We start from the raw sequence: 15,591 nt of genomic DNA, 5'->3' as shown, positions 1-15,591 counted from the left end.
AAAGTTACCTCCCTGATACTTCATTATACTGTATCAGAGAGGCTTTCTCAAGGTACTGTTCCCTCCTTCTGGTATGCACAGTAACGGCGCCCGCTCTTTATAAGGTCACCTGAATCACCGCAACCTCACTGTCCGTCCCAATCCGAAACGGCGGTCCCCATGTTCCCGCTCCCGAAGTAACGACCGCCTGAGGGCTCTTAGCGTCTTTCCGGTAATATCCATAGTTCACATCCATCGTGGCTTCGTTAATCAGGTTAGCCGGGAAGAACTGTCCCCGGTGGGTATGTCCGCATAAGATGAGATCCGTCCTCCTGTCATATTCGCCAATATTCTCCGGCTTATGATCCAGCACAATCCTTGGCAGATTCTCTTTCTTTGCAGTATCGTCAATCTCAGTTCTGTCTGCGCCCTGATTGCCGATCGGTCCCGAATCCTTTCTGCCCGCCAGAATCAGCCTGCCGTCAATCACCACCTCTTCATCCTGAAGCAGGCGTACCTGCGCTTTCTCCAGAAACTCCAGCATTCCTTCATATCCCGCCCCGGCATCATGGTTCCCGAGACATGCATAGACACCATAGGGGGCGTTTATTTCACGGAATAGTTTTTGAAGACCAGACGGATTCTCTAGTGCCGTAATATCTCCGTCAAATATATCTCCCGCTATACATACAAGATCTGGTTCCGCCGCATTTACTGCCGCAACGATTTTTTCCAAATGTGTTTCCCCTACGACATAGCCCAGATGTATATCGCTGATCAGGGCAATTTCCATCGAATCTGCTTTCCCGTCTTCCTTTAGTACAACCTCATAGTTTTTCGTCTGAATCCCCGACGCATGAATCCCTCCGTACACAGATAGCACCACGGATAAAACCAATGCAGCCGTTCCCGCCGCAAGAGCCGCCCCTTTCGGCAGTGGTGACGTAAACATCCGGCTCAGCCTGAGCACAAATAAAACGAGATCTGCAAAGTTTACAAACATCACCACATAAACAGCCACACCCAATGCATAATGGTCCGCAAGGAAAACCACTCTTGGAATCCGGCTGTCCGGTAAGCGGCTGAGTACAAATAAGACAATGACAGAAGTCATAATAATGCCGTATATTACCCCGAATGCAAGAGGGCTGGCACCTGAAAAAAGCGGCCTGAACCAAAGAAAAAGTTTTCTGCCCGTATTTACAATCAGTCCTATAAAAGCCCCTAAAAATACCAGAATCATTAGAATCTGCATTATTCTTCTCCCCTATTTGACGGTTCCTACATAAGAAAACCCGGCCGGCGGTGCCGGAACGCTCTCTTCCATTACAGCAAATTCAAACGTCCTTCCCTCATGTTCGCCTGCCACGGCTAAATGGCAGAGAGCAATTCCAACATCCAAATCAGTAAGATTATACATCCTGCTGAGCAGGCCGCCAAGATTTGGTTTGTAATAAGTATGGATCTTTCCGCCATCCACAATAAAATACCAGGGCTGGCCGTTCATGCCGGACGGTGCAAGCCTCGCCGCTTCCAGGCGTGAATCCCTCCCACCTGTTATTTCACTCATTGCTTTACGTTTAAATTCTTCCGTTTTCCTCACAGCCGGCTCTGCCGGTTTTCCGAATGCAATCCCTATAATATAGTCCGGATCCGGCTCTTTTGGTTTCACACCTGCAAGCCACCGGGTCGCATATCCCTGTGCATACAGCCAGAGCTCGGCATGCTGGTATAAATATCCTGCCGCCGTATTGCGCAGCGGATGCTTTTTACCGGAAATCAACAGGAAATGGGGTGCTTTCGGAAGAGCCATCCCTTTCACATCCCTGCCTGACACGATCTCATGTTTCAGTTCCACATCGGGCAGCAGCGGTTTTACCTCCGCCAAAAAGTCACCAAGCTTTGAAAGAATATCCTCAGGAAGCGGTGACGGGTCAAATTTGCGCGTAGAAGCGCGGGTAAATATTGGTGAATATAAATCCATAGTGAACCTCCTTTCATATACTGTCGTGGTAATATAGTACAAGCTTTACTCCTCTTTTTTCCATAACCGGAACGTTCTGGCATATGCACAGTTCACCGGAAGGCTGCGGTGGAATAAGGCGCGGAACAGATTTACCTTCTGACAGGTTGGACACTTTCTAAAACGATCTTCAAATACACGGCATAACCGCGTTTCCTCATCAAGAAACTCACAGGGTGAGGAGAAGTCTATCTCAACCTCTCCGTCATATGAAACGGACCTGGCATAGCAGCAACGCCCGCAATGGCTGCATAAGTCATCCCAGTTCCCGCGCCATTTCCTATATTCGTCCCAGATGCGAAGCGGCAGGAATTTGTGATCACGGTGCATAATTAATTGCGAGCGTAACTTCCAGTTCCTTCTCATACGGGCTGCTTTCAGCCGCATAACCAAGCCCCGCAGCGGAAATCGGCCTAAATCCTTCTGGAACACCAAGTTCTCTTTGTAATTCAGACATCTGTGCGATGACATTCACCGCTCCCCAGAGATAGATACTGTCCACTCCCAGATCTGTAGCAGCAAGCAGCATGTTTTCCATAATGCAGCCTACATTTGCATACTGCACATTTGGAAATTTAGGTTCAGATGATGACACAAGAACAACTGTCGGAACACCATACAGGACATCACGGTCCATTTTCATTGTCGTCTGCACTGCTTTGCTGATTTTGTCCAGCGTTTCTTTGTTCTGAATAACAGTAAGGTGAAGAGATGCATAATCCCCAGCTCCAACAGGGGCCGCACAGCCTGCTGCCAGAATGGCCTCAAGTTCTGTCTTTGAAATTTGCTTCTCACTGTCAAAAGCTCTGGTAGACTTTCTTTTTGCAATAGCTTTCATCGTTTCCATAGTAATTCTCCTTTGACTGAATATTTTTTGTATGACAGGACGGTTTCTGGCTCATTCCAGGGATTGCATAAAGCCTCCTCATCGCCCCTCCTTGTTTTTTTCCGACACCTGTCGTATAATTCGAATTATACTCTGCCCTGTCAAAAATGCAACCAACACTTTAATCCTATCTGTCGTATAAATCGAAGGGAAGACGGGAATTATATCCATTGTAAGTGAATGGCAGAAAAACGGCCATGAGTTAAGTACTGATGATCTGGGGGCAGTGATACATACACTTCTTACTGAAGGAGTATTAAAAGCAATCGGGCAGGCATAGCTAAAGATCCGGGCACACCTTTTTCGATGTGCCCGGATCTTTCGTCATTCTCTACACTTTACCTGCTATGTTTTGCTTTATATGGATTGAAAGTTCTGTTAAATATTGATTTGCAGGTTCTATCCCCAAACCGATAAAATCATACAGAATCTGAAGCGGCAGTGCCCCTTGTTTTTCCGGCTGCTGACCGATTGTCGCAGAAATGATGCCTCTGTCCATAAAGCTTTTCTGTTTATTATTCACGTCATTTGTAATGATTTTGATTCTTCTTTCTTTGTCCAGCTTCTCAACTTCTTCACAAATGCTGTAGTCTCCCGGATTGATGATATATAAAGCCTCCAAATGGCCCTCCCTTTTCACCACATCCAGAATGTTTGAATAATCGCCCTTCTGAAAAACAAAATTAGAGTCTCTGTTAACAATCTCTATCTGTGGATATTCCTCATCAAGCTCTTTAATAAAGCCCTCCAGCCTCTGTCTGAAAGCCGGTGACTGTTCATCAAAGCTGGTTGCCAGAGCGATCTTCCCCTTTTCCCGCGTTACCAGAGATATCAAACCGGCAGCTACTTTTCCTGAATCGTAATAATCACATCCTACATAAGAAAGTCTTTGGACATCTTCCATATCAAGGTTGAAAAATACCATAGGAACCTTTCGGGCATTCATTTTATTCACAAATGTCTGTACGGACGACATCTTAAGCGGCACCAGTGCAATTCCATCCAGATCGTCTTCCTCTGCTTCCCTGAGAAGTGGTGCGATAACCTTATCTGACAATTCTTTTATCAGGTAAAAATGAACAGTAACACCATATGTCTTTAACTCTTCCGCTTTTTTGCAGGCCGCCCTGTACACGTCTGCGAAGAACAAATCCACCGGGGTATCGCACACAATGAATCCCAGCCTGATCTTCTTCTTCCTTGCTGCCAGCATCTGCCCGGCCATATTGGGTTCATAGCCTAACTTATCCGCTATTTCTTTTACCTTGTGATATGTTTCCGCATTCACCCCGGGCCGGTTATTCAGCACCCTGTCCACTGTTCCTCTTGATACACCTGCTATTTCTGCTATCTTCTTAATCGTTACCATACCTTCATCCTCATCTGTGTGATTCTTTTGCTTTCATAAGTATATCACGCCTTCGGCCATTCTTGTTTAATTCTCATGAAAATTTTTCCAAAATCCAGCGTATCATAATTTTTCCCGAGAGAATCCAGATTCAGAAGTGCCATACCATTTACAAAACCGTTACACGTATCGTTATCATCCCCTTTATTCTTTGCCGCAGCTCCCGAAAATTCTTTATACTCCGTATCTGCCAGCCACAAGGAAGTCATATATCCCTCACACTGGACTCCGGGCATCGCATAGCCATACATATCTGCCGGAGACGAAAGCCCGTACTGCATCCCTTTTGTCACGGCCTCAGCAAGTTTTACAAGCTTCTCATCCCTGCAGTATTCTGCCAGCCTTAAAAGTTCCGGAACCACTTCCTGAAAGGAACAGTCTACATAACTTCCGGCAGGTATTACATCACATCCGGCCCAGCCTGTTGTCTTGAATTTATGCCTGCCTAAAAGTGTATTTTCATCAAACGGGATATCCCACAGATAAGTCCAGCTTGCAAGAATTCTTGCGGCATCTAATGCACCGGAAAGGTACTCCACGTTTTTAGTCTCTTCATATACCGCCAGCAGGCTCCTCATGACAAACATGACGCTTGCGGCATCCAATTTCACTGACTTTTTATGGGCTGTATCATTAATGCCCCCTATATATTCTGCCTCTGCGGCATAATTCGCAAGGATAAAATCTGCTGCTCTTTCCGCCGCATCCAAATACTTCTTCTCCCCTGTATACCGGCTGACTTCCACAAGCAGGGGGATCGGGAAAATCGCACCAGAACCACGTTCTTTTTCTGAACTCCCGAACCATTCCAGAGGATATACCAATGGTTCTCCCTCCATTGTATACCCGCGGTTCCATGAACCGTTCGTATTCTGCATCTTAAGAAGCCTTTCACAGAAATCCAGAACGGCTGCGAGCCATTTCGGATGCTCCTGTCCATTTTCCTTCTCCGCCAGATAACACTTCATCAGATAGTACATCGTATCCGTCATGGATCTGGAATAATTCCCCTTTACTTTGCCAAGTTCCCCTGCAATACTCATCAATGCCCCGACCACTTGATTTCCGAGGTAATCTTCTAATTCTTTTCTGTCATTTGAATATTGGAAAGGAAGTAATATTCCTGTCCACCAATACACCGTTTTTTCTTTATCCACATGATACAGCCCCACAGGAAGACCAGACTTTTCTATACAGTTTTCCACAAAATAGTCCAATGTCTTTAGCGCGCTTTCCCGATAATCTTCCCGGCAGGTCACACCGTCCGCTCCTTCCCATGCAGCCGTAAGCATATCCAGTGCCAGCAGCGTCTGTGCACCGCAAAAACCATATTCCAGAAGATTCTGTTCCCCATAGCCCTGCCGCGGGGAAAAATGAATAAAATATCCGGCCGGTTTTCCTTTCTTATCAGGAAATTCCCGGAAACTATGAAGAACCATTTCCCTTCTGTAATGTCTTGATTCCTCCAGCCCAACCGGCGGCCTTATCTCACCATGAAGAAGCCGTTCCATCTGCATGGCTGTTGTCTGCCACGAGGCGTCCGTAAGGTTTCGTGCCTTCCCAGTCTGCAATAAGTAAGACATTTCAGAAACCATTCCTTCCTTTACTGCTTTGTAAGCCTCCCACCCGGAACCATCCACATTCAGACAGAATGTATTCCGTTCACAAAATGGATAATCACAGCGCAGAATATACTCTCCTGCGTGGTATTCTGAAGGTGCCATGCCCAGAGACCCAATATCCGTATCATGGATAAAATGCCGTTTCTGAATCTGCTGGCGCGTAATGGTCGTATCTTTTTGTGGAAGATCCGCTCTGATCAGGGATACATAATATTTGCTATTCCGGGCATAAGAGGTTACGGATAAAGAAGGGTTTCTGTCATCCTTATAATCCTGACTGTATGTGCCAAGGTAATCCTCCACCCCGTCTTCATCTGTATCATTCTTATTATAAAATGCCCCCGGGACGATAAACTGATAATCATCAAAAGACTTTTCCAGACCGCCCCTGCACCTGAACTCAGTCGTCAGGTGAATCCCTGTTTCTTTCACACACCGGATACACTCCAGTTTCCTGTCCAGCCTTACCGCCCCTTCTTCCACCGTCCATAAATCTGTTATCTTATACTGGCTGCCATATAAATCTTTGGCCTCCACCTCTCCTAAGTATCCATCTTTTGTTGTACTCCACACATCATAGCGCAGTTTCTTTTTAGCTCCTTTTATGTCTTTGAGTACAACCGGGAAATCCAGAAAGATACTGAAAGCCGGATCCTGACCGTTTCTGTCATCCCCTGCAGTAATCAGCAGTGAATATTTTTCATACCGGCGGATAAACTCAATTTTAGTGTCCAATACTTTCGCTCCCTTCCAGTGTGTATCATGCCTCCACGCCTGAAGGCGAATAAGTCAGATACTCAAATTCTGCCGGACAGCGCTGCCCTGAGGTATCCTGACAGCAGAGTACAATGAATGTCCCTGTAAATCTCAGGCCATGCTCGGCCTCATTATAATAATCATCCGACAGCTTCGTAGCGTCCAGTTCTTCCCCGATCTCAAAATAGTTTTCTCCATCCGGTGACCAGCTAAACTGCGCCGTCTTATTCTTTACCTTCATTCTCATGTATACATTGTCTTCTCCCTCAGCTATCTGGCATCTTTCTCCGCTTACACTTATTTCCCCGTGGTCGCAGACAATCATGGATACCGTTCTTCCCAGCACTTCATCCCAGGAAACATTCAGGTAAAAATAGTTCGTAGTATCATAATACAATGCCATTCCTGCCATCTGCTGGTAATTCACCGGCCAAAACCGTACACTTGTCTCTGCCATAAAATCGAAGTGTTCTCTGCGTATTCCAACCAGACTCTGTGTATGTAAAGATTCCATAGACTCTTTCCCATACAGAACCAGTGACTGCCTCTCCTCGTTAAAAGCCATCCACCTTTGGCCAAGAGGAATACGCAGGGTTTGGAATTCATCCGGAAGTTTCGCCGGGAACACCCTTTTTACAGGCCTCTCGCTGACTATAAAATCCGGAAGGCCCGGAGACGGAACTTCATTCTGTGGCAGCCCGGAGGGGTGGTCGATTACAAACCAGCCATCCTCTGTCATCTTAAGTTTCTGGATAGATGTCTCCCTGCCCAGCATGCATCGCTTATGGACACCTTCCGGTCTGCCGCACAGGTGTGCCATATACCACTCCCCATTCTGTGTACATACCAGACTTCCGTGTCCACATTTCTGCAGGCGCAGTTCCGGATGTCCGTACGATGTCATCAATGGATGGTATGGTGACAGTTCATATGGCCCCTCTATATTTTTTGACCGTGCAACGGTCACTGCATGTTCATAAAATGTTCCGCCCTCTGCACACACTAAATAGTACATGCCGTTTATTTTATACAGGTGGGGACCTTCCGTCACTCCTATGCTGCTCCCTTTGAATATCTGCACAGGCTTCCCCTTCATACATTGCTGTTCTGGGTCATACTCCTGCAGCGCAATCCCGTCGAATGGATCGTTTTTATCCCGGTGGTCCCAGATCTGATTTAAGATATATTTTTTCCCGTCATCATCGTGGAAAAGGGAAGGGTCAAACCCACTGCTGTTGAGGTACACAGGATCGGACCACGGGCCATGTATATCCCTGCTGCATGTTAAAAAGTTATCCACATCTTTATAATAATTACGGAATGTTTTCACATTAGAATATACAAGATAGAACATCCCGTCCTCATATGTAAGACAAGGCGCCCACACCCCTCCGGAATCCGGCACCCCGGTCATATCAAGCAGCCGCTTTTCATCCAGCGGCCGGCCGGTAAACTCCCAATGTACTAAATCCCTGCTGTGGTACAATTCCACCCCGGGAAACCATTGAAACGTTGACGTTGCAATATAATAATCATCTCCGGCCCTGCATATGCATGGATCCGGGTGAAATCCCCGCAGAACCGGATTTTTAATCATTTCTGCCATATAGCTCCTCCATCCCTACCCGGCCATAATCTGCCGTATGATTGTGTCAAAATCCATTGTCCTGTATTCTCTGGACAAATAATCAAGATTCAGCAGCGCCTGTCCATTCACCAGACCATTGCACGTATCGTTATCGTCCCCTTTGTTTTTCGCCGCTGCTCCCGAAAATCCTTTATACTCCGTATCTGCCAGCCATAAGGAAGTCATATACCCTTCACACTGTACCCCCGGCATTGCATATCCATACATATTCTGAGGCATCGACAGACCGTGCTGCATCCCCCTTGTCACGATCTTTGCCAGTACAGCCAGGTCTTCATCCTTACAGTATTCTGCAATACGCAGCAGTTCCGGAATAAATTCAACAAATTCACAGTCCACATAGCTTCCTGCCGGGATGACATCACATACGGCCCAGCCTGTGGTTTTAAATCCATGTTTTCCAAGAAGTGTATCCTTATCAAACGGAATATCCCAGAGATATGTCCAGCTTGCTAAAATACGTGCCGCATCACGCGCGCCTGCAAGAAGTTTCACATCTCTTGTCTGTTCATACACGACCAGCATGGTACGCATTGCAAACATAACGCCTACTGCGTCAATCTTTACAGACTTCCTGTGGGTCGTATCATTGAGGCCTCCGATGTATTCTACATTTCCGGCATAATTATCATATACGAAATATGCGGCCCTTTCGGCTGCCCTCAAATATTTTTCTTCCTTAGTAAACCGGTACAGTTCCGTCAGGACCTGGGCCGGGAAGATTGCACCTGACCCCTGTTCCTTTTCAGAGGCGCCAAACCACTGCGGCGGGTTCGTAATCGGCTTCCCATCCATCGTATATCCACGGTTCCACGAACCATTTCCATTCTGCATTTCTAAGAGCTTGTCACAGAATTTCACAACGGCTTCCAGCCATTTTGGATGCTCAATCCCGCTTTCCCTCTCAAACAGATAACATCTCAGCAGATAGTGCATGGAATCTACCATAGACCTGCAATAATTCCCCTTTACTTTTCTAAGTTCCCCTGCAATTTCCATCAGAGAACTTACGACCTGGTTCCCAAGATAGGCTTCCAGCTCATCCCGGTCATCTGAGTACTGGAATGGGAAAAGAATCCCGGTCCACCAGTACACATACTCTTCTTTATCTACATTATAAATCCCATTTGGAAGCCCGGATTCTTCTATGCAGTTTTCCACAAAATAATCGACCGTCTTTACAGCCCTTTCCCTATATTCCTCAGAGCCATTCTCCTTTGCCGCTTCCATCATATCTAAACTCAACAGAGTCTGTGCTCCGCAGAAGCCGTATTCAAGCAGATTCTGCTCACCATAGCGGCTGCGCGGGGAAAAATGGACAAAGTACCCCGCCGGCTTTCCTTTTTTATCCGGAAATTCCCTGTAACTGTTATGTATCATTTCACGTCTGTAATGCTGTGCTTCTTCCAGAGTAAACGATAATTCTACATCTGGGTCCATAATTCTTTGCATCTGAAGACGGGTCGTATTCCAGGACGCTTCCGTCAGACTTCCTGCCTCCCGGGCATATAGCAGATATTCCATACAAAAAACCTGATTCTCTGCTACTTCTTTATATGCTGACCATTCTGAGCCATCCACGTTCAGGCAGAATGAATTTCTTTCATAAAAAGGATAGTCACATCTTAAGATAAATTCCTGTGTCCTGTACTCCGATGGCGAGATCCCTAATGACCCGATATCCGTATGGTGTATAAAATGCCTTGCACGGATCTGTTCCCGCGTTATTGTCTCATCTGTCTTTGGCAAATCACCCCTGATCAGTGAAACAAACCATCTGCTCTTTTTCCCATATGCGGTAACTGAAAGCGAGGGATTTCTGTCGTCTTTATAATCCTGGTTAAATGTCCCCAGATAATCATCCATGCCGTCCCCGTCTGTATCATTTTGATTGTATAAAGCTCCCGGTATTATGAATTGGTAATCGGAAAAATCTGCCGCTTCCAGGTCCCTGCAGCGAAACTCGGATGTCAGTCGAATCCCTGTCTTTTCTTTTATTTCTTTACATGCAACCTGACGGCTGAGCTTATATCCGTTTTCTTCCTGACTCCATATATCTGTTATTTCATACTTATTGCCATATAAATCTTCGGCAGATGCCAAAGCTTCATATCCATTTTCCTTCTTCTCATAGCTGTCATACCGAAGTTTTTTTCCCGCACCTGAAATGTCCTGTAACACTACCGGGAAATCAAGAAATATCTCCAGTTTTTGCTCACCTTCCTGATGAAATCCTTTTATGACGATAGAATATTTTTCATACTGTCTGACAAACTCTAAATCTGTAAACATATTTAACCTCTTTTCTTAATGTGTAAACGTTTATTATTCCTTAAAGTATCCAGATATACTGCCAATAATATAAGAAGGCCTTTTACGATAATCTGCCAATATGATGTCACATGCAGCATATTCAGTCCATTATTCATAAAGCCGATTATAAGCACACCTATCATAACGCCTCCGGCAGTTCCGATTCCCCCGTTAAAGCTGACGCCGCCCAATACGGCTGCTGCAATTGCATTACATTCATATCCCGCACCGGATGCAGGCTGTGCGGAATAAACTCTGGATGCCAGCATGATACCCGCCATAGCACTCATAACCCCTGTAAAGATAAACACACAGGCGGTTATTTTCCTTACCTTGATTCCTGCATACACGGCCGCACTCTTATTTCCACCTATTGCGTACATTCCTCTTCCAAATTTTGTCTTATTCAGCAGAATGCAGGTAAAGGCCAGACAGACAATAATCACGATTCCCAAAATGGGGACAGGGCCTATATACCCGGTGCCGATCGCGCTAAATTTTTCATCATAGCACATGATAGATTTGCCATTCGTCATTAAATATGCCGCTCCCCTGAAACACTGCTGTGTAGCCAGAGTGATGATAAAACTGGGAATCGTTGTAAATGTTGCAAGCAATCCATTGATCATCCCGCAGAAAGCACCAAATACCAGCGTAATAATAAGCGCCGCCTCCGTAGGTATACCGCCTTCTATCATGGAAACACATACACAGCCGCTCAGTGCAAGCACACTGCCTACAGAAAGGTCAATGCATCCTATAATTAGTACCATTGCCATCCCAAATGCCAATACTGAATCCACACTGATCTGCCGCATGACTGATAAAATATTATCTGTTGTCAGAAACGTATCTGTAAATATTGACAGTGCCGATACAATCAGCAGCAGAGCTATCAGTATCATAGAATTACGCTTCAGGAACTTTAGCAGGCTTTTTTGATTTGTTATCTTATCCGTTATAGGTTTCATGTTCATATCCTCCTGTTGCATAATGCATTATCTGCTCCTGTGTAACCTCTTCTTTATCCGGTTCAAAAAACCTGACCAGCTTTCCTTCACACATCACGCCTATTCTGGAGCTCATATTCATAACCTCTGGTAATTCTGACGAAATCAGGATAATTGCTACTCCTGTTTCTGCGATTTTACATATCAAATGATATATATCAGATTTTGCCCCCACATCCACGCCTCTGGTAGGCTCGTCCAGAATCAGTATTTTAGGATTGGACGCCAGCCATTTTGAAATCACAATTTTCTGCTGGTTCCCCCCGCTCAGCTCCACGGCAAGCTGCTCTGTACCTGCCATTTTTATTTCGAGCTGGCTGATATATTCCTCTAATATCTGTTTTTCCTTTTTGGCATCAACAGATATTCCCTTTATGAACTCATCCATGACTGTAACGGTCATATTGAAGGAAATTGAATTTTCCAAAAATAAACCATTCTCTTTCCGGTCCTCCGGCACAAGCGCTATCTTTTTCCTGATTGCTTCCCCCGGCGATTTTATCGTGCATTTCTTACCATCTATATAGAGACTGCCGGAAAGAATCTCATCCAGTCCAAAGACCGCCTTTGCCAGTTCTGTACGCCCGGCACCCATGAGTCCTGTTATTCCCAAGATTTCACCTTCTGCAAGGGAAAAACTGATGTCCTCTACCTTTTCCGTTGTCAGGTGTTCAACCCTGAGTATTTCTTTTCCAAGCCTGACTTTATAATCCGGATAGTAATCTTCTATTTTATGTCCCACCATATTCTGGATAATCTGCTCATAACTGATATCCCGGATGGAAGTAGTCAGAATATGATGACCGTCCCGCATAATTGTTATGCTGTCCGCGATCTGACTGATTTCCTCCATTTTGTGGGAAATGTAAATGATCGATACTCCTTTCCGGCTCAATGTTTTTATCTGCTCAAACAGAAACTCTACTTCTCTGTCAGTCAGGGAAGAGGTCGGCTCGTCCATGACTAAAATTCTGGAATTGGTGGAAAGTGCTTTCGCAATTTCCACCATCTGCTGCTGTGATATGCTCAGTTCTCTGACAATCGTATCCGGGCGAAGGCTTTCAAGGCCTATCCTCCCAAGAATCTCCGCCGCTTCCCTGTATATTTTCTGATAATCGATGAACCCCATTCTCGTCTTAAATTCCCGCCCAAGAAATATATTTTCACCGACTGTCATATCCTGCACAAGCACGATTTCCTGATGTATTATGGATACCCCCCGCTTCTGTGCGTCTTCAACAGAACCTATGCTGGTCTTCTCCCCGTCTATCAGGACCTCACCTGAATCACAGTCATAAATGCCTCCCAGTATTTTCATCAAAGTAGACTTTCCGGCACCATTCTCACCCGCCAAGGCCCTTACTTCTCCGGCATGCATACTAAAATCCACATCATACAGTACCTGTACTCCGCCGAAACTCTTGTTTATGCCTTTCATCTGCAGAATGTAATCCTCATTCATCATCCACTTCTCCTTTGCGAAGCATTTTCTGCTACTCTATTCCCCAGTATTCTTTATATGTATCGAGGTCGTCAATCGTACACAGACTAAATTTCAAACGTGGGTCCTCACCGCATTTTCCTGTTTTCAGTACTTCAACTGCCCGTTCAGATGCCGCTGCTGCAAGCTCCTTCATCGGATAAACAGCCGTCACATCCAGTGCACCGTCTTCCATGTTCCGGATATCCGCGGAAAGCCCGTCCACATTGGCAACCAGAATATCATCAACCTTGCCTGCTGACCTGACTGCCGCCGCTATTCCAACACCGCAGTTTGAATTGTTTCCAAAGATTGCAGTAACATCTGGATACTGCTGCAGCCAGTCTTCCGTTTTCTTCATGGCTTCATCTTCTGTACATACTCCGTCGAAGACTTCCAGCACTTCAATCCCTTCATTTTCAGCCATAGCATCCTTGAATCCGTCTCCTCTTTCCCTGCATACAAAAGCCACATCATAAGTAAGAATGCATACCTTCCCTTTTCCATCCAGTTCTTTTGCAACTTCTTTACCTACTTCATATCCTGCCGTATAGTTATCACTTGTAACAGAACCCGTAACAAGCTCCAAAAGATCATCGCCAAGTATCTGGTTTACGCTCAGAACAGGGATTTCTGCCTTGTTGCATAGCTCAAATGCGGATTTTACACCTACGGAATCACATGCCTCTACGATAATCAGCTTGGCTCCCTGGCTGATAAAATCTTCTACATCCTTTGTCTGCTGTGCCTGATCCAGATTTGCGTCTTTGATAACTGCCTGATAGCCCTCTTCCTCTACCTTTTCTTTGATCGTGTCACACATGATTGTAAGTCCTTCATTCGTATACATAGAGGTGGTAATCCCAATAAGCCCTTTATCTCCTACCTCTGATTCCTTAGTGGTGCCCTCTTCTTTTTTACCTCCTGAACTACATGCACACATAGAAATAATGACACCGATACATAAGATAATACTAAGAATCTTTTTCATAAAATTTACTCCTTTCAAATAAATATTCTGACTTCTTGTTTATTGTGCCCGTGCACGGACTTTCTTTTTTTCAGAATAGCACCCGTATTTTTAAATGTCAATTGTTTTTTGCTTTTCAATTTATTTTTGTATAATTTCGATATTTTTTGCTTGTAAATTTCTCTGTTTTTACCAATAAAAAAGGACCGTGCAAAATTGCACACAGTCCTATATTCCCCCTGCTGTTTCCTGAAACAGTTCTTTTAACGCCTCCTTATATGCTTCTTCGTCCTTCAGAAAGCTCATGCAGTGATCCGCCCCTTCCACAAGAAGCAGCTTTTTCTGAGCCGTACATGCCTCATAATTACGCACTGTCATCTCATATGGCACGAAAGTGTCTGCTTTTCCGTGGATAAACAGAACCGGTACCCTGCAGTGCCCCATCGCCTCCAGTGTACTGTATTCCTTCAGGCCATATCCGGCCCTTCTTTTAAACAGCCAGTTCAGCTGATCCATAACCGGATGTTCCGTGAGTTTGAAGTTCAGCTTACCGAACCGGTATACCATCTCATAGGGAGATGTGAATCCGCAGTCAGCTATAACACCTTTTACATCCCCGGAAAGTTCCTCCCCCGCTGCCATGAGCACTGTTGCGGCCCCCATTGATACCCCATACAGGTAGACCGGGAGTCCGCCCTGATTCCGCTTAATCAGCCAGTCCATCCATGCATGGCAGTCCTCCCTTTCCAGAACACCGAATCCCATATATCTGCCTTCACTTTCCCCCTGCGCCCTCTGGTCCACGAGAAGAAGACTCGTCCCCTCCTCGTAAAGCCACCTGATGCAGGGCCCGAAATCATGTCCCCAGGACCCCCTCCACCCATGAAACAGGGCAGCAATCCGTTTTGGGTTCTCAGCTTCCAGATAATATCCTTTCAGCTTCAATCCGTCCCTGCTTTCGATCACTGCTTTTTCAGGGTTCATCCCTTCCATCCAGCAGACGCCCTCAGTACGCTTTAACTCCGGCTCTTTCTTCTTCCTTAAAAATACACATCGCCGCCCTGCTGCCAGATTAAAGAAGGCACCGACCGCCAGCACGTCAGCCGCTCCCAGTACCCCTGCCATAATTGAAAGCCCTTTCCACACACGTTTCATATTACTGCCATCCCTTTCTTCACAATTTATTATATATATGTTTACAATTCATTCAAATTTGTATCACAGTTTTTACACAAGTAAATCTTATACTATAATTGTTCAAAAGATAAGAACACTTTTTCATAAACTTTTTCCCCCTTAGAGTCACACACGGTGTGGCTCTTTCCTTTTGTATATGTTACTGTTCACAGGCAAGCCTGTAAACAGTAACGCGCCTGCCCATTTAAAGTCGCCTTCGGCGAGAGGTGCTGTGCGCCAGTGGCGCACGTTTAGCACGGACCGAAGCGGAGCGTAGACCAGGCTTATTGGCTGTTTTACGTTACGGCTCCCAGCCTATC

The 15,591-nt window shown here is 45.6% G+C and carries 11 protein-coding genes; all 11 read right to left on the bottom strand.

The window, feature by feature from the left end; translation table 11 throughout:
- Positions 1 to 97: 97 nt before the first annotated feature.
- Positions 98 to 1,234 (bottom strand): metallophosphoesterase, encoded by a 1,137-nt coding sequence (locus tag DWX43_RS17380; RefSeq protein WP_118621228.1) that lies wholly within the window; start codon positions 1,232 to 1,234, stop codon positions 98 to 100.
- A gap of 12 nt (positions 1,235 to 1,246) precedes the next feature.
- On the bottom strand, positions 1,247 to 1,963 hold the full coding sequence (locus DWX43_RS17375; RefSeq protein ID WP_118621227.1) for a nitroreductase family protein: 717 nt from the start codon (positions 1,961 to 1,963) through the stop codon (positions 1,247 to 1,249).
- A gap of 358 nt (positions 1,964 to 2,321) precedes the next feature.
- Positions 2,322 to 2,849 carry a nitroreductase family protein gene (locus DWX43_RS17365; protein WP_118621225.1) on the bottom strand — a complete coding sequence of 176 codons (528 nt, stop codon included), beginning with the start codon at positions 2,847 to 2,849 and terminating at the stop codon, positions 2,322 to 2,324.
- A gap of 370 nt (positions 2,850 to 3,219) precedes the next feature.
- Entirely contained in the window at positions 3,220 to 4,257 is a 1,038-nt protein-coding gene (locus tag DWX43_RS17355; protein WP_109729748.1) for a LacI family DNA-binding transcriptional regulator, read from the bottom strand.
- Positions 4,258 to 4,301: 44 nt separating this feature from the next.
- Positions 4,302 to 6,653 (bottom strand): hypothetical protein, encoded by a 2,352-nt coding sequence (locus tag DWX43_RS17350; protein ID WP_118621224.1) that lies wholly within the window; start codon positions 6,651 to 6,653, stop codon positions 4,302 to 4,304.
- Positions 6,654 to 6,678: 25 nt separating this feature from the next.
- Positions 6,679 to 8,280: a glycoside hydrolase family 43 protein gene (locus DWX43_RS17345; RefSeq protein ID WP_243099373.1), complete on the bottom strand. Its 1,602-nt coding sequence runs from the start codon at positions 8,278 to 8,280 to the stop codon at positions 6,679 to 6,681.
- Positions 8,281 to 8,295: 15 nt separating this feature from the next.
- Positions 8,296 to 10,614, bottom strand: a complete 2,319-nt coding sequence (locus DWX43_RS17340; RefSeq protein WP_118621223.1) for a hypothetical protein — start codon at positions 10,612 to 10,614, stop codon at positions 8,296 to 8,298.
- A gap of 2 nt (positions 10,615 to 10,616) precedes the next feature.
- Positions 10,617 to 11,606, bottom strand: coding sequence for an ABC transporter permease (locus tag DWX43_RS17335; RefSeq protein ID WP_207657845.1), 990 nt, complete (start codon positions 11,604 to 11,606; stop codon positions 10,617 to 10,619).
- Entirely contained in the window at positions 11,587 to 13,110 is a 1,524-nt protein-coding gene (locus DWX43_RS17330) for a sugar ABC transporter ATP-binding protein (protein ID WP_330582286.1), read from the bottom strand. Before DWX43_RS17330 ends, DWX43_RS17335 begins: the two co-directional genes overlap by 20 nt.
- A gap of 28 nt (positions 13,111 to 13,138) precedes the next feature.
- Positions 13,139 to 14,116: a sugar ABC transporter substrate-binding protein gene (locus DWX43_RS17325; RefSeq protein WP_118621221.1), complete on the bottom strand. Its 978-nt coding sequence runs from the start codon at positions 14,114 to 14,116 to the stop codon at positions 13,139 to 13,141.
- 207 nt (positions 14,117 to 14,323) lie between these two features.
- Positions 14,324 to 15,250, bottom strand: coding sequence for an alpha/beta hydrolase (locus DWX43_RS17315; RefSeq protein ID WP_118621220.1), 927 nt, complete (start codon positions 15,248 to 15,250; stop codon positions 14,324 to 14,326).
- Between the last annotated feature and the right edge of the window lie 341 nt (positions 15,251 to 15,591).

The organism is Clostridium sp. AF19-22AC (assembly GCF_003479085.1).
GTDB classification, from domain to species: domain Bacteria; phylum Bacillota; class Clostridia; order Lachnospirales; family Lachnospiraceae; genus Faecalicatena_A; species Faecalicatena_A orotica.
The sequence above is the reverse complement of the archived record's forward strand: the minus strand, read 5'-3'. Positions and strand labels throughout refer to the sequence as shown.